The following is a 16,899-nucleotide window of genomic DNA, read 5'->3' on the forward strand; positions in this document are numbered from 1 at the left end:
TTCCCCAGGCGTCCCATGAGGAGTGACACCGCCATGACGACCAGCAGACGTACCGTGATGGCCGCGGCGGCGGCCGGGCTCGCGGCGACCGCCGTCGGCGCCGCGCCGGCCTTCGCCTCGGCACCCGGCGGCGGCCGGCCGCGCAAGGAACACTTCGGCACCCTCCCCGACGGCACCCGCGTCGACCGCTGGACGGTGCGGAGCGGCGGCACCCGGCTCGGCGTGCTGTCCTACGGCGGCATCGTGCAGACCCTGGAGATCCCCGACCGGCACGGCCGCCCGGCCAACGTGTCGCTCGGCTTCGACAATCTCGGTGACTACCTGACCGCCGGCACCTACTTCGGCGCCCTCATCGGCCGCTACGGCAACCGCATCGCCCGTGGCACCTTCACCCTGGACGGCCGGACGTACCGGCTGCCGGTCAACGACGGCCCGAACAGCCTGCACGGCGGGGACAAGGGCTTCGACACGCGGGTGTGGGACGTCGAGCCGTACGCGGGGAACTCCGGCACCGGTCTCACACTGCGGCGGGTCAGTCCGGACGGTGAGATGGGGTACCCGGGGACCCTGACCGTCCGCGTCGACTACGTCCTCGACCGGCGCGGCGACCTCCGCATCTCGTACCAGGCGACGACGGACCGGGCGACCGTCGTCAACCTCACCAACCACACCTACTTCAACCTCGCGGGCGAGGGCAGCGGCGACGTCCTCGGCCACACCCTGCGGATCGCCGCGTCGCGCTACACCCCCGTCGACGACACCCTCATCCCGACCGGCGAGCTGCCGGAGGTCGCGGGCACCCCCTTCGACTTCCGGCGTGCCAAGCCGATCGGCCAGGACATCCGCAAGGGCCACGAACAGCTGGTCTTCGGCGGCGGCTACGACCACAACTTCGCGCTGGACAAGGGCGTCACCGCACGCGCCGAGCACGCCGTGACCCTCGCCGACCCGGTGTCCGGCCGCACCATGGACATCGCCACCACCGAGCCGGGCGTGCAGTTCTACAGCGGCAACGGCCTGGACGGCACCCTGCGCGGCACCTCGGGCGCGCTCTACCGGCAGGCCGACGGCCTCTGCCTGGAGACCCAGCACTTCCCCGACTCACCGAACCGGCCGGCCTTCCCCACGACCGTGCTGCGCCCCGGGCGGACCTACCGGACGACGACGGTGCACTCCTTCGGGGTGCGCTGAGCCGGCGGCCGTGGGGGAGAATGGCGGATCGACCCGGGTGCGGCAGGGAGCCGCACCCGCCCTGCAGCAGGAGAACGAACCGCATGCCCTCAGCCGACCTCCAGGCGGACTGCGCCCAGTGCTTCGGCCTGTGCTGCGTCGCCCTGCCCTTCGCGGCCTCGAACGACTTCGCCGCGGACAAGGAGGCCGGGACGCCCTGCGCCAACCTGCGGGCGGACTTCCGCTGCGGCATCCATGACCGGCTGCGCGACAAGGGCTACCGCGGCTGCACGGTCTACGACTGCTTCGGCGCGGGGCAGCAGGTCTCCCAGGTCACCTTCGGCGGCCGGGACTGGCGGCAGCACCCGGACACCGCCCGGCAGATGTTCGCGGTCTTCCCCGTGATGCGGCAGCTGCACGAACTGCTCGCGTACGTGACGGAGGCGCTGGACAGGCCCGAGTGCCGGCCGGCGTACGCCGGGCTCCGTACGGCCCTGGCGGATCTGGAACGGCTCACTGCCAGTCCTGCCGACGTACTGGCGGAGCTGGACACGGAGGCGGTCCGCCAGGAGGTCAACGCCTCGCTGCTGCGCGCCGGGGACCTGGTACGGGCAGCCGTGCCCGGCAGGACGAAGAACCACCGCGGCGCCGACCTCTTCGGCGCCCGCCTGCGGGGCGCGAACCTCAGGGGCGCGAGCCTGCGCGGCGCCTGCCTCGTCGCGGCCGATCTGAGCGGTGCCGACCTGCGGTCCGCCGACCTGATCGGCGCCGACCTCCGGGACGCGGACCTGAGCGGCGCCGATCTGACCGGCAGCGTCTTCCTCACGCAGATCCAGCTGAACGCGGCCGGGGGAGACGCGCGGACGCACCTGCCCGAGCAGCTGGTCCGGCCGGCGCACTGGCAGGAGTGACGGCCCCCGGGCTCCGGCAGGTGGCGTCCCGGGCTCAGGCGGTCAGCGCCGGCGCCGGGCGCCGCAGCGCCTCGGCGTACCGCAGGGCCAGCAGGTGCGCCAGCTCCGGCGCCGGGCCCAGCACGTCGGCGAGCAGATCGGCGCCCGCCTCCCGGGCCCCGGCCACGATGCGGTCCGGCAGCCGGCCCGGCGCGATGACGTACGGTGCCACCGCGATCCGCTCGACGCCCTCGGCCCGCAGTTCCCGCACGGCGTCCGCCGTGCGGGGAAGGGATGCGGAGGCGAACGCAGGCCGCACGGCACACCAACCAGTGGTGCGCCGCCACTCCCGCGCGATTTCAGCGATCACTGCGATCGCCTCCGGGTCTGAAGAGCCCGCCGAGGCCAGTACGACCCCGGTCGAGGCACGGTCGGCGGGGCTGAGCCCCGCCTCGGTCAGCCGCCGCTCCAGCGCGCCCACCAGCAGGGGCGCCGGGCCGAGCACCTCGGCCTGCTGGACGGTCAGGCGGGGCAGCCGCGCGCACGCCTCGCGCAGCACGCCGGGGATGTCGGTCTTGGCGTGGAAGGCGCGGGTGAGCAGCAGCGGCAGCGCCACCACGTCCCGTACGCCGTCCGCGTGCAGCCGCTCCAGCACCTGCGGCACGCTCGGCGCGTTGAAGTCCAGGTAGCCGACCTCGACGCGCAGTTCCGGGTGGAGGGCGCGGACCCGTGCGCACAGCGCGCCGACGGTGGCCGCGTGCCGCGGGTCCCGGCTGCCGTGCGCGATCACCAGCAGCGCGGGCCGCGCGCGCAGCCCGCACCGGCCGGCGGCCGAGGCGGTGCCGGGGGTGGGGGCGAGCAGGTGGGGTCGCATGGCGGTTCCGTTCGGAGGGGTCAGCGGGCGTTCGCGAGCAGGCCGCGGCTGCGCAGCACGCGGCGCTCGATCGGGGCGAAGATCAGCAGTTCGATGCCGATGCCGACGACGAGGATGAGCAGGATCGCGCCGAGGACGAGGGACATGTCGGAGCCGACCCGGCCCTGGTCCAGCAGCTGGCCGAGGCCCGCACCCAGGTCGGGCGAGGTGGCGATCAGCTCGGCGGCCATCAGCGAGCGCCAGGAGAACGCCCAGCCCTGCTTCAGGCCGGAGATGTAGCCGGGCAGCGCGGCGGGCAGCAGGACATGGCGTACGCCCGCCATCCCGGTCGCGCCGATGGTCCGGCCCGCGCGCAGGAACAGCGGCGGGATGCGGTCGACACCGGAGACCAGGCCGTTGGCGATGGACGGCACCGCGCCCAGCAGCACGACCGCGTAGATCGTGGCGTCGGTGATGCCGAACCAGATGATCGCGGCGGGCACCCACGCCACCGACGGCAGCGACTGGAGGCCGGAGAGGATCGGGCCGATCGCGGCGCGCACCGGGCGGACCCGGGCGACCAGCAGGCCCAGCGGCGTACCGATGAGCAGCGAGGCGACGAAGCCGAGCGCGCCGCGCGAGACGGACTCCCATACGTAGCTGAGGAGCGTGCCCTCCAGCCACTTCTCGCGGAGCGAGCCCCACACGTCCACCGGGCTCGGCAGCTGGTAGTGCGGCTTGACCTCGAAGTGGTACGCGAGCTGCCAGAGTGCCAGCACGATCACGACGGCCACGAGCGGCGGCAGCGCCTTGGAGAGCAGCGTGCGCAGCACGGGCTGCCGGCTGACGACCTTGGTCTCCAGCGCGTCCAGCCCGGCCTCCAGCCCGGCGGTCTCGGCCCCGCGCGCGCCCGCCGCCTTGGCGTCGGCCGCGTTGGGGGTCTCGGTGGTGGTGTCAGTGCTGGCCATGGCGGCGGATCTCCCCACGGAGCTGTTCGGTGATCTCTACGGAGAGTTCGGCGACGGCGGCGTCCTCGATGCGGCGCGGCTGCGGGATGTCGACCTCCCACTGCCGGGCGATGCGCCCGGGCCGGGAGGACAGCAGCACGACCCGCTCCGCCAGCCGGACCGCCTCACGGACGTTGTGCGTGACGAAGAGGACGGAAAGATTCGTCTCTTCCCAGATGCGGGTCAGCTCGTCGTGCAGCACGTCGCGGGTGATGGCGTCCAGCGCCGCGAACGGCTCGTCCATCAGCAGCAGCCCGCTGTCCTGGGCGAGCGCGCGGGCCATCGCGACCCGCTGCCGCATGCCGCCGGACAGCTCGTGCACCCGCTTGCCGTACGCGCCCTTCAGGCGGACCAGCTCCAGCAGCCGCTCGGCCTCGGTACGGCGCTCGGCGCGCGGCATACCGCGCAGCTTCAGGGCCAGTTCGATGTTCTTGCCGGCGGTGAGCCAGGGGAAGAGCGCGTGCTCCTGGAACATCAGGGCCGGCCGGCTGCCGGGTACGTCGATGGTCCCGGCGGACGGCTTGTCCAGCCCGGCCACGAGGTTGAGCAGCGTGGACTTGCCGCAGCCCGACGCGCCCAGGAGGCAGACGAACTCGCCCGGCGCGACATCGACGGTGATGCCGTCCAGTACGTGCTGCTGCGCGCCGGGGCGGCCGAAGGACTTCGAGACGTGGTCGATACGCGCCGCGTAGCCCGCCGTCTCCGTCGTGCCGGCCGTGGCGGCCTGCTGGGTGAGGGTAGGGGTCGTCATCGGTGTCACCTCCTGGGGACCGTACGGATCGATCGGTTACTGTGCGCCGAGCCCGGCGGCGCCGACCGGTGGCCTGCCCTCGGCCTTGAGGACCTTGTTCAGCAGCCGGAGGTCGTAGATGCCGTTCAGGTCGGGCTTCTTCAGCAGCCCGGCCTTGACCGCGTGCTGTGCCTCGTCCTTGAGGGTGGCGGCGAGCGGGTCGTCGGTGACCTGCACGTTCCGGAAGGCGTTGGTGAGGACCTGGTCAGGGAGCCGGGTGCCGGACACCTTCGGGTCGCCGAGCGAGGTGTTGACCGCCTTGGCCGCCTCGCCCGGGTGGCCCTTGATCCAGTCGTTGGTCCTGACCGAGCCGCGCAGTACGGCCTCGACGGCCTTGGGGTGCTCCTTGAGGAACTGCTTGCGGACGATGATGTTCGTGATGACGAACTTCCCGTCCTTCCACAGCTGCTTCTCGTCCAGCAGCGTCCGGCCGCCCTGGGCGACCAGCTTGGCGGCGGTCGGCTCCGGCACCCACGCGCCGTCGACCCCGCCCTGCCGGAAGGTGTTGGGGATCTCCTTGTTGTCCTGCCGGAAGACCCCGACCTCGCCCTTCCCGGTGTCCGGGTCGACCTGGTAGCCCTTCTCGCGCAGGTAGTTGAGGAGCGCCACGTCCTGGGTGTTGCCGAGCTGCGGGGAGGCGATCCGCTTGCCCTTGAGGTCCTTGAGCGACTTGATCTTCTTGGGGTTCACCACGAGCGACACGCCGCCCGAGGCGGAGCCCCCGATGATCTTCAGGTTGTTGCCGTGCGACTGCACGTAACCGTTGATCGCCGGCGACGGACCGATCCAGCCGATGTCGATCGTGCCCGAGTTCAGCGCCTCGATCTCCGCGGGACCGGCGTTGAAGATGTACGGCTTGACCTGCGTGCCGCCCAGCTCCCGCTGGATGAAGCCCTGCTGCCGGTCCACCATGGGCGTCGCGTGGGTGACGTTCCCGAAGTACCCGATCCTGACCGCGTCCAGCCCGTCCGTCTTCGGCCCCTTCGCCGCCACCGCCTTGGTGCTCTTCGGCGCCTTGGACCCGTAACCGCAGGCCCCCAGCGCCCCGATCAGCAGCGGGACGGCGGCGGCCGCCGCGAGCACGCGGCGAGCGGTGATGCGGGGGCGAGCGGCAGGCAGCACGGGAGGGTTTCCTCTCGGTGGGCCGGGGCGGTACGCGCCCCTCTAGGGCGCGCCCGGCAGGTCAGCTGGTCTTCGGAAGGGTCCGGCGGGCAGGGCGGACTCGGGCGTGGTCAGCACACACATCGGCCGACTCCGCCCTGCCCTCCCCCGAACTCCGTTCGGGGGGACCCCCACCCGAGAGCGCCGCTACCGATCCGGCCGCCCTCCTTCGCGAACGTCGAGAACGCCTCGCCCGCCATGCTCAGAAGTCCCAGCCGTCGTCGTCGGCCTCGGTCTTCACCGGCTCCGGCGCGGCGAAGGACTCGCCGACCATGCCGGCGGTGAGCGTGGTGCCGTCGCTCGGGTCGATCAGGATGAACGAACCGGTACGCCGCGAGTCGGCGTAGGAGTCGACCGGCAGCGGCTCGGCGGTGCGGATCTTGACGCGGCCGATGTCGTTGGCGGCGAGCTGACCCGGGTGCGGGTGCAGCGACAGGTCGGCGAGGGTCAGCCGGGACGGGATGTCCTTGACGATCGCCTTGACCGTCCGGGTGCCGTGCTTGAGCAGCACCCGGTGGCCGACGGTGAGCGGGTGGTCGGCCACGTGGCAGACGGTCGCCTCGATGTCCTGCGTGGTCGCGGGCGCGTCCGGGGCCGGCACGATCAGATCGCCGCGCGAGATGTCGATGTCGTCCTCCAGCAGGAGGGTGACCGACTGCGGCGTCCACGCGGCGTCGACCGGCGTGCCGAGCAGGTCGATCCCGCTGATCTTCGACTTCTTTCCGGACGGCAGCACGGTGACGTCGTCACCGACGCGGAACGTACCGGCCGCGATCTGCCCCGCGTAACCGCGGTAGTCGGGGAGCTCGGGGGTCTGCGGGCGGATGACGACCTGCACGGGCAGCCGGGCGTGGCAGTGCGCCATGTCGTGGCTGACCGCGACGGTCTCCAGGTGCTCCAGCACCGTCGGGCCGCCGTACCAGTCCATGTTCGAGGACGGTTCCACGACGTTGTCACCGGCGAGCGCGGAGATCGGGATCGCGGTGACCTCGGGAACGCCCAGCTCACCGGCGTACGCGGTGAACTCCTCGGCGATGTTCGCGAAGACGGACTCCTCGTACCCGGCGAGGTCCATCTTGTTGACCGCGAGGACGACGTGCGGGACGCGGAGCAGCGCGGCGATCGCGGCGTGCCGGCGGGTCTGCTCGACGACGCCGTTACGGGCGTCGACGAGGATCACCGTCAGCTCGGCGGTGGAGGCGCCGGTGACCATGTTGCGGGTGTACTGCACATGGCCCGGCGTGTCGGCCAGGATGAACCGGCGCCGCGGCGTGGCGAAGTAGCGGTAGGCGACATCGATGGTGATGCCCTGCTCGCGCTCGGCCCGCAGACCGTCGGTGAGCAGCGCCAGGTCGGGCGCTTCCTGGCCGCGGTTGCGGGAGGCGTGCTCGACGGCCTCCAGCTGGTCGGTGAGGACCGACTTGGAGTCGTGCAGCAGCCGGCCCACCAGGGTGGACTTGCCGTCGTCGACGGAGCCGGCGGTGGCGAACCGCAGCAGGGTGGTCTCCGCGAGATCCTCGATCGTGATCGTGCTCATGGTTAGAAGTACCCCTCGCGCTTGCGGTCTTCCATCGCGGCCTCGGACATCTTGTCGTCGGCCCGGGTCGCGCCCCGCTCGGTGAGACGGGAGGCGGCGATCTCGGTGATCACCGCGTCCAGCGTCGTCGCGTCGGAGTCGACGGCGCCGGTGCAGGACATGTCGCCGACGGTGCGGTAGCGGACCAGCCGGGTCTCGACGGTCTCGTCGTCCTTGGGGCCGCCCCACTCGCCGGCCGTCAGCCACATGCCGCTGCGCCGGAAGACGGGCCGCTTGTGGGCGAAGTAGATGCCCGGCAGTTCGATGCCCTCGCGGGCGATGTACTGCCACACGTCCAGTTCGGTCCAGTTGGACAGCGGGAAGACGCGGACGTGCTCACCGGGGGCGTGCCGGCCGTTGTAGAGCTGCCACAGCTCGGGGCGCTGGCGGCGCGGGTCCCACTGCGAGAACTCGTCCCGCAGCGAGAAGACGCGCTCCTTGGCGCGGGCCTTCTCCTCGTCGCGCCGCCCGCCGCCGAACACGGCGTCGAAGCGGTGCTGCTGGATGGCCTCGGTCAGCGGCACCGTCTGCAGCGGGTTGCGGGTGCCGTCCGGGCGCTCCTTGAGGGCGCCGCGGTCGATGTAGTCCTGGACGGACGCGACGTGCAGCCGCAGCCCGTGCTGCGCGACGGTGCGGTCGCGGTACTCCAGGACCTCGGGGAAGTTGTGCCCGGTGTCCACGTGCAGCAGGGAGAACGGCACCGACGCCGGCGCGAACGCCTTCAGCGCCAGGTGCAGCATGACGATGGAGTCCTTGCCGCCGGAGAAGAGGATCACCGGCCGCTCGAACTCGCCCGCCACCTCGCGGAAGATGTGGACCGCCTCCGACTCCAGCGCGTCCAGGTGGGACAGCGCGTACGGAGAGTCGTCGCCCTCCGGGACCGGACCGGTACCGGTGCGGGTCGTTGCTGCCGTCGTCATGCCAGTCCCCTTTCGGCGAGCAGCGCGTGCAGCGCCGCCGCGGACTCCTGCACGGTCTGGGTGTGGGACTCGATCCGCAGATCGGGCGACTCGGGAGCCTCGTACGGGTCGTCCACGCCGGTGAGTCCGGAGATCTCGCCCGCCGCCTGCTTGGCGTACAGGCCCTTCACGTCCCGCTCCGAGCAGACCTCGACGGGCGTGGCGACGTGCACCTCCAGGTAGGGCGTGCCCTCCTGCTGGTGGCGCTTGCGTACCGCTTCCCGGCTGTCCGCGAACGGCGCGATCACCGGGACCAGCGCCTTGACGCCGTTGCTCGCCAGCAGCTCGGCGACGAAGCCGATGCGCTGGACGTTGGTGTGCCGGTCCTCCCGGCTGAAGCCGAGACCCGCGGAGAGGAACTCCCGGATCTCGTCGCCGTCGAGCACCTCGACGCGGTGGCCCTCGCCGCGCAGCGTCGCGGCCAGCTCGCGCGCGATGGTTGTCTTGCCCGCGCTCGGCAGACCGGTCAGCCAGATCGTGGCGCCCGTCATTCGTATCTCCTGAGTGTCCGTCATCGTGCGGTCAGCGGCCCTATCCGTGCAGTCCGCACTCGGTCTTGTTGCTCCCGGCCCAGCGGCCGGCCCTGACGTCCTCGCCCTCCAGCACGCGCCGCGTGCAGGGGGCGCAGCCGACGGAGGCGTAGCCGTCCTGGAGCAGCGGGTTGGTGAGCACGCCGTGCTCGTTGACGTAGGCGTCCACATCGGCCTGCGTCCACTTCGCGATCGGCGAGACCTTCACCTTCCGCCGCTTGGGGTCCCAGCCGACGACGGGGGTGTTCGCCCGGGTGGGCGACTCGTCCCGGCGCAGGCCCGTCGCCCACGCGTCGTACGCGGTCAGGCCCTCTTCGAGGGGCTTGACCTTGCGCAGCGCGCAGCACAGGTCGGGGTTGCGGTCGTGCAGCTTCGGGCCGTGCTCGGCGTCCTGCTCGGCCACGGTCTGACGCGGCGTCAGGGTGATGACGTTGACGTCCATCACCTCCGCGACCGCGTCCCGGGTGCCGAGGGTCTCCGGGAAGTGGTAGCCGGTGTCCAGGAACACCACGTCCACGCCGGGGAAGGCGCGCGAGGCCAGGTGCGCGACGACCGCGTCCTCCATCGAGGAGGTGACGCAGAAGCGCGGACCGAAGGTCTCGGCGGCCCACTTGAGGATCTCCAGCGCGGGAGCGTCCTCCAGGTCGCGGCCCGCCTGCTCGGCGAGCTGCTCCAGGTCGGCTGCGGTGGTTGCGGTGGTCACGACTCACCTCCGTCGGAAGGGGACTTGCCGGACGCGCCCGGGGCCAGCAGGCCCAGGAACTTGAGCCGGAACGCACGGCTGCAGGACCGGCATTCCCAGGCTGCGCCTTCTCCGCGGGAGGTCCCCTCCTCGGAGGGCCGCAGGTCCTCGTCCCCGCAGTACGGGCAGCAGAACGGGGCGGCGCGCTCACTCATTTGAGAGCACCCTCTTCGGCGCGGGCCGCCCACTGGGCGAACCGCTCGCCGTCGGTGCGCTCCGCCTCGAAGTTGCGCAGCACCCGCTCGACGTAGTCGGGGAGTTCGTCCGCGGTGACCTTCAGGCCGCGGACCTTGCGGCCGAAGCCGGCCTCCAGCGCCAGCGCGCCGCCCAGGTGCACCTGGTAGCCCTCGACCTGGTTGCCGTCGTCGTCCAGGACCAGCTGGCCCTTGAGGCCGATGTCGGCGGTCTGGATACGGGCGCAGGCGTTCGGGCAGCCGTTGAGGTTGATCGTCAGCGGCTCCTGGAACTCCGGCATCCGGCGCTCCAGCTCGTCGATGAGAGCGGCGCCGCGGCCCTTGGTCTCGACGATGGCCAGCTTGCAGAACTCGATGCCGGTGCAGGCCATGGTGCCGCGCCGGAACGGCGAGGGCTTGACCTGGAAGTCCAGCGCCTCCAGACCCGCGACGAGCGAGTCGACCTGGTCACCGGCCACGTCGAGGATGATCATCTTCTGCTCGACGGTGGTGTTCAGCCGGTCCGAACCGTGCTCGGCGGCCAGCTCGGCGATCTTGGTGAGCGTCTTGCCGTCGACGCGGCCGACGCGCGGCGCGAAGCCCACGTAGAAGCGGCCGTCCTGCTGCTCGTGCACGCCGATGTGGTCGCGCCACTTCGAGGACGGCTCCTCGGGCGCCGGGCCGTCCACCAGCTTGCGCTGGAGGTACTCGTCCTCCAGCACCTGGCGGAACTTCTCCACGCCCCAGTCGGCGACCAGGAACTTCAGGCGGGCGCGGTTGCGCAGCCGGCGGTAGCCGTAGTCGCGGAAGATGCCGACCACTCCGGCCCAGACGTCCGCGACCTCGTCCAGCGGCACCCAGGTGCCCAGGCGCTGGGCGAGCTTGGGGTTGGTGGACAGGCCGCCGCCGACCCAGAGGTCGAAGCCGGGACCGTGCTCGGGGTGGTTCACACCGACGAACGCCACGTCGTTGATCTCGTGGACCACATCCTGGACAGGGGAGCCCGAGACCGCGGTCTTGAACTTGCGCGGCAGGTTGGAGAACTCCTTGCTGCCGATGTAGCGCTCGTGGATCTCGTCCACGGCCGGGGTGCCGTCGATGATCTCGTCGGCGGCGATGCCGGCCACCGGGGAGCCGATGATCACACGCGGGCAGTCGCCGCAGGCCTCGGTCGTGGACAGCCCGACGGACTCCAGCTTGTCCCAGATGGCGGGCACGTCCTCGATGCGTACCCAGTGCAGCTGGATGTTCTGCCGGTCGGTGATGTCCGCGGTGCCGCGGGCGTACTGCTCGGAGACCTCACCGATGGCGCGCAGCTGGGCGACGGTCAGCCGGCCGCCGTCAACGCGCACCCGCATCATGAAGTACTTGTCCTCCAGCTCCTCCGGCTCCAGGACCGCGGTCTTGCCGCCGTCGATGCCGGGCTTGCGCTGGGTGTACAGGCCCCACCAGCGCATCCGCCCGCGCAGATCGTTGGGGTCGATCGCGTCGAAGCCGCGCTTGGAGTAGATCGTCTCAATGCGTGTCCGCACATTGAGACCGTCGTCGTCCTTCTTGAACTGCTCGTTGCCGTTGAGCGGAGTGTGGTGACCAACGGCCCACTGTCCTTCACCGCGGTGGCGTCCGGCCTTGCGGCGGGTCGTGGCGGGGCGTTCCGGAGTGGCGGCCATGGTGAATACGTCCTTCTCGGCGGCTGCAGGGGATGCGGATTCAAGCAGGGGTGCACCCACTGTGACCTGCGAAGACGTGCCGGTTCACGATGCGTCGGAGCGCGTCTTGGCATGACTTGCCGGATCAGGGGTGGTCGCACGTCCGCGACGATGGGGACGGCGAGGAAAAGTCGGTGGAGCTGGGTGCTGTCAGGGGTGATGAGCCCCTGTGGGGTGCAGCGTCAGCGCGCCTGACAGATGGCGCTGGACACGCGCGCAAGGTCGACGTGGCGCCGACTCACCAAGGCAATTCCAGCTCGAGACATGACGGAAGCGTGTCACGACGCTCTTGGGCCAGTCCACCATTGTCCAGAATGCGGACGTAGATGTCTTGGAGAGTGAGACATTGTGGCGCCGGTCACGTTCCGTTTGACGTGACCGGCGGGCGGCGGGAGGTTCAGGCGCCCGGCCACGGCCCCGGCGAGGCGACCTCGGGCTCCTCCTCCACGGTGGTGTCGTACAGCCGGAAACCGCGACGCCGGTAGTTGTCCATCGCGTACTCCCCGTCCTTGCTGCAGGTGTGCACCCACACCCGCTTCGTCGGCGCGCACTCCGGCCACCGCTCGGCCAGGTCCCAGGCGCGCGCGAGGCCGTACGAGAGCAGGTGGCCGCCGATCCGCCGGCCGCGGAACGCCGGTATCAGGCCGAAGTAGACGATCTCCACCGAACCCGCGGCATCGGCCTGCAGCTCGATGAAGCCGGCCGGCGTCCCCCGCTCGTACGCCACCCAGGTCTCCGTACCGGGCCGCCCGAGGTGCGCCGCCCACTCCGCGTACGTCCACGGCAGCCGGTCGGTCCAGGTGACGTCCTGGCCCACCGCCGTGTACAGGAACCGGCTGAACTCCGGCAGCGGCGTCCCGGACCGGACGACCCGCACCTCCTGCTCGGCGGGCGGCCCGGCGGCGGGCACGAGGTCGGCGGGGGCGGTCTGCTCCAGGTACCACGTGGTGACAGTGACGCTCATGGCCGTCACCCAATCATGACGGGGACCGGCGCGGGCCGCCGGTCCCCGGGTCACGCCGGGCCGTCGTCTCAGGAGAGGCGGACCGGCACCGCTGCCGGGCCGCGGGAGACGACCGACTCGTGCCACCGGATCCGTTCCGGTTCCGTGTCGAGCCGCAGCCCCGGGAAGCGCGCGAAGAGGGCCGGCAGCGCGACCGCGGCCTCCAGGCGGGCCAGCGGGGCGCCGAGGCAGTGGTGGATGCCGTGCCCGAAGGCGAGGTGGCCGTGGTCCTCGCGCGCGACGTCGAAGGTGTCGGGGTCCGCGTGCCGCCGCGGGTCGCGCCCCGCGCCCGGCAGCGCGATCATCACCGGCTCGCCGGCCGGTATCCGCACCCCGCCGATCTCCACCTCCTCGACCGGGAAGCGGTAGATGGCCATGACCACGCTGCCGTTCCAGCGCAGTGTCTCCTCCACGGCCCGCGGCCACAGCTCCGGCCGCTCGGCCAGCAGCTTCCGCTGCGCGGGGTGGGTGAGCACGGCCAGTACCGCGTTGCCGATCAGGTTGACGGTCGTCTCGTGCCCGGCCATCAGCAGCAGCGCGAGCGTGCCCACCAGCTCCCCGGGCGACAGCCGGTCGCCCCCCTCCTGGGCCCGTACGAGCGCGGACGTCAGGTCGTCCCCGGGCGCGGCCGCCTTCGCCTCGGCCAGCCGCCCGAGCGCCGCGTACACCTCCGTCCGGGCCGCGGCCGCCGCCTCCGGCCCGGCCGTCGCCGAGAACAGCGTCTCGGTCGACCGCCGCAGCACCGCCCGGTCCGCGCCGTCCGTCAGCCCGAACAGCTCGCAGATCACCTCCATCGGCAGCGGGGCCGCCAGCCCCCGCACCACGTCGACGGGCCCGCCGTCGGCCGCGGCCCGCTCCATGGCGTCCAGCAGCCCCGCCGTCAGCTCGGCGATCCGCGGCCGCAGCGCCTCCACCCGGCGCGCGGTGAACGCCTTGGCCACCAGGCCGCGCAGTCTGGAGTGCTCCGGCGGGTCGGCGGTCAGCATTGTCGTACCCGTGGTGAGGAGTACCTCGGCCGTGGTCGGCGTGCGCCCTTCCCGGAACGCGGTCCAGTGCCGGTCAGCGTCCTTGCTCAGCCGCGGGTCGGTGAGCGCCGCCCGGGCATCCGCGTACCGGCTCACCGCCCACGCCCGGTACCCGCCGGGCATGGCCACCGGCACGACGGGCCGCTCGCCGTCCCGTAACCCGGCGAGTGCCGGGTGCGGGTCGGCGAAGTAGGAGGAGGTGAACAGCTGGACAGAATCGGTGAGTTGATCGGTCATGGCGTAACGGAAGCACGCCGAACGCCCGCTGTCAGCAGGTCCCGTCCGCCACGAACGCCACGTCCGCGAGCCGCTCGCCCCGAGCGGGGCCGTCGGCCGCGGCAACCGGGATTTCGCGGGAGCGGAGTTCAGCCGTGGGGTGCGTGGCCCCGGGCCGCCAGGACGGCCGGGGCCGTGGAGTGGGGGAGGAGGGCGGTCGGGTGGTCGGGGCGGAGGAGTTCCACCCGGATGCCGTCGGCGAAGCGGTACGGGCGGTGCGCGAGAACGCAGCCGAGGGTGCGGCGGAGCCGGGACAGTTCGGCGCGGACCGTCGTCGTGCGGCCGGCGTCGCCGAACAGGTCGAGGGCGAGCTGCGCCGCGGTGCGCCCGTCCGGGTGCGCGGCCAGGGTGAAGAGCAGCTCGGCGTGGCGCGGGCTCAGCTCGTGCGACCAGCTGCCGGCCGGCCCGGCGACCGTTACCGTCCAGCGGTCCCGGCCGCTGAGGTCGAGCACCACCCGGCTCGGCCCCGGGTCCAGTGGCCCGTCGTCGCCGATCCGCACCAGCCAGCCGCCCGGCAGCGGCTCCAGCACGCAGCTGCCGTACCGGGGCAGCCACACCGGCCCGGCCTGCGGGGTCCTGGGCAGCGCCACCCGCTCCGGCGGGGCCGTGCCGACGGCCGCCGCCGTCCAGCCGTCCCGGTCCACCGCCAGCGCCCGGCCGCCGAGCCGGGCCAGCAGCGGCGTCGCGCTCGCCCGCAGCCGGTCCAGCGTCGCCAGGTGGCGGGTGCGCTGCTCGGACTCGGCGAGCCGGGCGACCGCGGAGACCAGCGGGAGGGTGGTCGGATGGAAGGAGTGGGCGGGGCCGCTGAGGTCGACCACGCCGAGCAGCCGCCCGTCGCGCGGGTCGTGCAGCGGGGCCCCGGCGCAGGTCCATTGATGGTGGGTGCGGACGTAGTGCTCGGCGGAGTGCACGAGCACCGGCTGCCGGGTGACCAGCGCGGTACCGATCCCGTTGGTCCCGACCACGTCCTCGGTCCAGGCGGCGCCCGGTTCGAACCCGTGCCGGTCGGCCATCCGCCGCACCGCCGCCGAGCCCTCGCGCCACAGCACGCGGCCCTCGGGGTCGGTCACCACCAGGATCTGCTGGGCGGCCTCGGCGGAGGGGAGAAGGTGGGAGTGCAGCACCGGCAGCAGCCGCGCGAGCCCGGAGCGGTGCCGGCGCTCCTCCAGCTCGGTGCGGGACAGCGGCCGTTCGCGGCGGTCCCGGTCCGGGTCCAGTCCCGTACCGAGCATCCGCCGCCAGGATTCCCCGATCACTGTGCGGGGGGCGTCGGGCGGTTCGTCCCCCGCGAGGGTGGCCTCTCGTACGGAAGCCAGCCGGCGGGCCGCTTCCCGGGAGTCCAGCGCCGTTGCCAGGACGGGGGTCCGGGTCCTGTCGTGGTGCCGTGTGCTCAACATCGCTCCGCTTGTGCAGTTCTGGTGATCGCCGCGGCCCATCGTGCCGGGGCACAGCCTTCGCCGAGTGTGGAATCGGCAGATCCGTTGCAACGTCGTGCAACGGTTGTCTTCCCCCGTTACGGGCGGAAAGGGTGGGGGCGAGCCGTCCCCGTGCGCCGGTGGCAGGGCCCGTTCGGCGGGTCCGCCCGTGCCACGCCCGGCTGTCCCGTCGGAAGCGGTGCCGAGTCGGCGCGGCACCGCTTCCGCGCCGGGGCGCGGCGGCCGGACGCCGCGTCTCTCCCCCGAGCAGAGGCATGGCCCGGCCACCGCGCCCCCTCCGGCCACCGTGCGCCCCGGCCCGTGAACGGGGCCCGACCGGGCCGGACGGAGTGCGAGTCGTACCTTTCGTGCCGGATACGGTGAGGAGGTGCAGCAAGCGAATGAACCAGCCGACCACCCCCGGGGCCGTCTGCACAGGGCTCGCGTCCTGTACCGCCACGTGTCCAAACGCCGCCTCGGCTGGCTGCTGCTCAAGGACACCGTCAACTCCTGCATGGAGTACCGCGTCACCGGACTCGCCGCGGAAGCCGCCTTCTTCTGCCTGCTCTCGCTGCCCCCGCTGCTGCTCGGCCTGATCGGGCTGCTCGGCTACATGGAGCCGTGGATCGGCCGCGACACCATCGAGACCATCCGGCAGAACATCCTCGAAGCGTCCGCCGCCGTCCTCTCCGACAAGGGCGTCGACCAGATCGCCCGGCCGCTGCTGGCGGACGTCTTCCGCGGCGGCCGCCCCGACGTCATCTCGATCGGCTTCGCCATCGCCCTGTGGTCGGGTTCGCGGGCCCTGAACGTCTTCGTCGACACCATCACGATCATGTACGGCCTGGAGGGCAGGCGCGGCATCGTCGCCACCCGCCTGCTGGCGTTCTTCCTGTACCTCATCGCGCTGGTCCTCGGCGCCATCGCGCTGCCCCTGATGGTCGCGGGCCCGGACACGGTCGTGCAGCTGCTGCCGGCCAGCGAGAACGCCGTCCGGGTGCTGTACTGGCCGGTGGTCCTGCTGCTCTCGGTCGTCTTCCTGACCACGCTGTACCACGTGTCCGTGCCGGTCCGCTCCCCGTGGCAGGAGGACATCCCCGGCGCGGTGGTCGCGCTGGCGATGTGGGTACTGGGCAGCCTGCTGCTCCGCGTCTACCTCGCCTCCACGGTCGAGGGGCCGACCATCTACGGCTCGCTCGCCGCCCCCGTCGCGGTCCTGCTGTGGATCGGCGTCTCGGCCTTCGCGGTGCTGGTCGGCGCGGCGGTCAACGCGGCCCTGGACCGGGTCTGGCCCTCGCTCGCCACCGCGGCGGGCCGCGCCGAACGCGAGGAGCGCCGCAAGGAGGAGGCCGAAGTGCTGCGCCGCGCCCGGGAGGAGGCCGAACGGGCGCACGAACTGGACGACGACGAGGACGAGGAGGAGGACGCGGACGACGCGGACGGGGCGGACGGCGCGACGGACGGTGAACCGGGGCCGGAGCCGCCGTCGGAGTTCCCCGAGCGCTGGTCGAAGTTCCACCCCGTGCACCACGTACGCGCCCGCCTCCACCACTTCAGGAAGGGCACCCAGCGCCAGGGCCCGCACGACCGCGACGACCAGGGGTGAGGCGGCGCGGCGCC

Annotated in this window: 17 protein-coding genes; 3 read left to right on the forward strand and 14 right to left on the reverse strand. The window is 72.4% G+C overall.

From position 1 onward, the window contains the following. Positions 1-33 precede the first annotated feature (33 nt). A complete protein-coding gene (locus ACZ6WH_RS36520) occupies positions 34-1,191 on the forward strand; it encodes an aldose epimerase family protein (RefSeq protein ID WP_469734107.1) in 1,158 nt (385 codons plus the stop codon). Between the two features lie 83 nt (positions 1,192-1,274). Further along, on the forward strand, positions 1,275-2,081 hold the full coding sequence (locus ACZ6WH_RS36525) for a pentapeptide repeat-containing protein (protein ID WP_469734109.1): 807 nt from the start codon (positions 1,275-1,277) through the stop codon (positions 2,079-2,081). A 34-nt stretch (positions 2,082-2,115) separates the two neighbouring features. On the opposite strand, the gene ACZ6WH_RS36530 is transcribed toward ACZ6WH_RS36525, so the two are convergent. From ACZ6WH_RS36530 to ACZ6WH_RS36595, 14 genes are all read right to left on the reverse strand, one after another. Beyond that, complete coding sequence (locus tag ACZ6WH_RS36530) at positions 2,116-2,874, reverse strand: sirohydrochlorin chelatase (RefSeq protein WP_432864832.1); 759 nt, start codon at positions 2,872-2,874, stop codon at positions 2,116-2,118. A gap of 80 nt (positions 2,875-2,954) precedes the next feature. Further along, the gene (locus ACZ6WH_RS36535; protein ID WP_469734111.1) at positions 2,955-3,881 is read right to left on the reverse strand and encodes an ABC transporter permease; all 927 of its coding nucleotides are present in this window, start codon (positions 3,879-3,881) and stop codon (positions 2,955-2,957) included. Next, positions 3,868-4,671 carry an ABC transporter ATP-binding protein gene (locus ACZ6WH_RS36540; RefSeq protein WP_469734114.1) on the reverse strand — a complete coding sequence of 268 codons (804 nt, stop codon included), beginning with the start codon at positions 4,669-4,671 and terminating at the stop codon, positions 3,868-3,870. The genes ACZ6WH_RS36535 and ACZ6WH_RS36540 overlap by 14 nt, the downstream gene beginning before the upstream one ends. 36 nt (positions 4,672-4,707) lie before the next feature. Next, complete coding sequence (locus ACZ6WH_RS36545) at positions 4,708-5,829, reverse strand: aliphatic sulfonate ABC transporter substrate-binding protein (protein WP_469734234.1); 1,122 nt, start codon at positions 5,827-5,829, stop codon at positions 4,708-4,710. Between the two features lie 244 nt (positions 5,830-6,073). Further along, a complete protein-coding gene (locus tag ACZ6WH_RS36550) occupies positions 6,074-7,408 on the reverse strand; it encodes a sulfate adenylyltransferase subunit 1 (RefSeq protein WP_469734116.1) in 1,335 nt (444 codons plus the stop codon). Positions 7,409-7,410: 2 nt separating this feature from the next. Next, positions 7,411-8,367, reverse strand: coding sequence for a sulfate adenylyltransferase subunit CysD (gene cysD / locus ACZ6WH_RS36555; RefSeq protein WP_469734118.1), 957 nt, complete (start codon positions 8,365-8,367; stop codon positions 7,411-7,413). After that, a complete protein-coding gene (gene cysC, locus ACZ6WH_RS36560) occupies positions 8,364-8,897 on the reverse strand; it encodes an adenylyl-sulfate kinase (RefSeq protein WP_432859797.1) in 534 nt (177 codons plus the stop codon). Before cysC ends, cysD begins: the two co-directional genes overlap by 4 nt. Before the next feature lie 40 nt (positions 8,898-8,937). After that, positions 8,938-9,639 (reverse strand): phosphoadenylyl-sulfate reductase, encoded by a 702-nt coding sequence (locus ACZ6WH_RS36565; protein WP_432859799.1) that lies wholly within the window; start codon positions 9,637-9,639, stop codon positions 8,938-8,940. Further along, positions 9,636-9,833 (reverse strand): hypothetical protein, encoded by a 198-nt coding sequence (locus tag ACZ6WH_RS36570; RefSeq protein WP_469734121.1) that lies wholly within the window; start codon positions 9,831-9,833, stop codon positions 9,636-9,638. Before ACZ6WH_RS36570 ends, ACZ6WH_RS36565 begins: the two co-directional genes overlap by 4 nt. Beyond that, positions 9,830-11,521 carry a nitrite/sulfite reductase gene (locus ACZ6WH_RS36575; protein ID WP_469734123.1) on the reverse strand — a complete coding sequence of 564 codons (1,692 nt, stop codon included), beginning with the start codon at positions 11,519-11,521 and terminating at the stop codon, positions 9,830-9,832. The genes ACZ6WH_RS36570 and ACZ6WH_RS36575 overlap by 4 nt, the downstream gene beginning before the upstream one ends. Positions 11,522-11,742: 221 nt before the next feature. Next, a complete protein-coding gene (locus ACZ6WH_RS36580; protein ID WP_351598321.1) occupies positions 11,743-11,826 on the reverse strand; it encodes a putative leader peptide in 84 nt (27 codons plus the stop codon). A 131-nt stretch (positions 11,827-11,957) separates the two neighbouring features. After that, positions 11,958-12,524 (reverse strand): GNAT family N-acetyltransferase, encoded by a 567-nt coding sequence (locus ACZ6WH_RS36585; protein ID WP_432859803.1) that lies wholly within the window; start codon positions 12,522-12,524, stop codon positions 11,958-11,960. Positions 12,525-12,592: 68 nt separating this feature from the next. Further along, entirely contained in the window at positions 12,593-13,825 is a 1,233-nt protein-coding gene (locus tag ACZ6WH_RS36590) for a cytochrome P450 family protein (RefSeq protein WP_469734126.1), read from the reverse strand. A gap of 128 nt (positions 13,826-13,953) precedes the next feature. After that, entirely contained in the window at positions 13,954-15,261 is a 1,308-nt protein-coding gene (locus ACZ6WH_RS36595; protein WP_469734128.1) for a GAF domain-containing protein, read from the reverse strand. Between the two features lie 406 nt (positions 15,262-15,667). On the opposite strand from ACZ6WH_RS36595, the gene ACZ6WH_RS36600 reads away from it, so the two are divergent. Beyond that, positions 15,668-16,885, forward strand: coding sequence for a YihY/virulence factor BrkB family protein (locus ACZ6WH_RS36600; protein ID WP_469734130.1), 1,218 nt, complete (start codon positions 15,668-15,670; stop codon positions 16,883-16,885). Positions 16,886-16,899: the final 14 nt, after the last annotated feature.

The sequence above is a fragment of the Streptomyces sp. NPDC050806 genome (assembly GCF_055586425.1).

Excerpts from the sequence above, each read along its gene's own strand:
- ACZ6WH_RS36575 (WP_469734123.1), bottom strand. The coding sequence starts at position 11,521 with ATGGCCGCCACTCCGGAACGCCCCGCCACGACCCGCCGCAAGGCCGGA.
- ACZ6WH_RS36570 (WP_469734121.1), bottom strand. The coding sequence starts at position 9,833 with ATGAGTGAGCGCGCCGCCCCGTTCTGCTGCCCGTACTGCGGGGACGAG.
- ACZ6WH_RS36590 (WP_469734126.1), bottom strand. The coding sequence starts at position 13,825 with ATGACCGATCAACTCACCGATTCTGTCCAGCTGTTCACCTCCTCCTAC.
- ACZ6WH_RS36525 (WP_469734109.1), top strand. The coding sequence starts at position 1,275 with ATGCCCTCAGCCGACCTCCAGGCGGACTGCGCCCAGTGCTTCGGCCTG.
- cysC (WP_432859797.1), bottom strand. The coding sequence starts at position 8,897 with ATGACGGGCGCCACGATCTGGCTGACCGGTCTGCCGAGCGCGGGCAAG.
- ACZ6WH_RS36550 (WP_469734116.1), bottom strand. The coding sequence starts at position 7,408 with ATGAGCACGATCACGATCGAGGATCTCGCGGAGACCACCCTGCTGCGG.
- ACZ6WH_RS36520 (WP_469734107.1), top strand. The coding sequence starts at position 34 with ATGACGACCAGCAGACGTACCGTGATGGCCGCGGCGGCGGCCGGGCTC.
- cysD (WP_469734118.1), bottom strand. The coding sequence starts at position 8,367 with ATGACGACGGCAGCAACGACCCGCACCGGTACCGGTCCGGTCCCGGAG.
- ACZ6WH_RS36535 (WP_469734111.1), bottom strand. The coding sequence starts at position 3,881 with ATGGCCAGCACTGACACCACCACCGAGACCCCCAACGCGGCCGACGCC.
- ACZ6WH_RS36585 (WP_432859803.1), bottom strand. The coding sequence starts at position 12,524 with ATGAGCGTCACTGTCACCACGTGGTACCTGGAGCAGACCGCCCCCGCC.
- ACZ6WH_RS36540 (WP_469734114.1), bottom strand. The coding sequence starts at position 4,671 with ATGACGACCCCTACCCTCACCCAGCAGGCCGCCACGGCCGGCACGACG.
- ACZ6WH_RS36580 (WP_351598321.1), bottom strand. The coding sequence starts at position 11,826 with ATGTCTCGAGCTGGAATTGCCTTGGTGAGTCGGCGCCACGTCGACCTT.
- ACZ6WH_RS36595 (WP_469734128.1), bottom strand. The coding sequence starts at position 15,261 with ATGTTGAGCACACGGCACCACGACAGGACCCGGACCCCCGTCCTGGCA.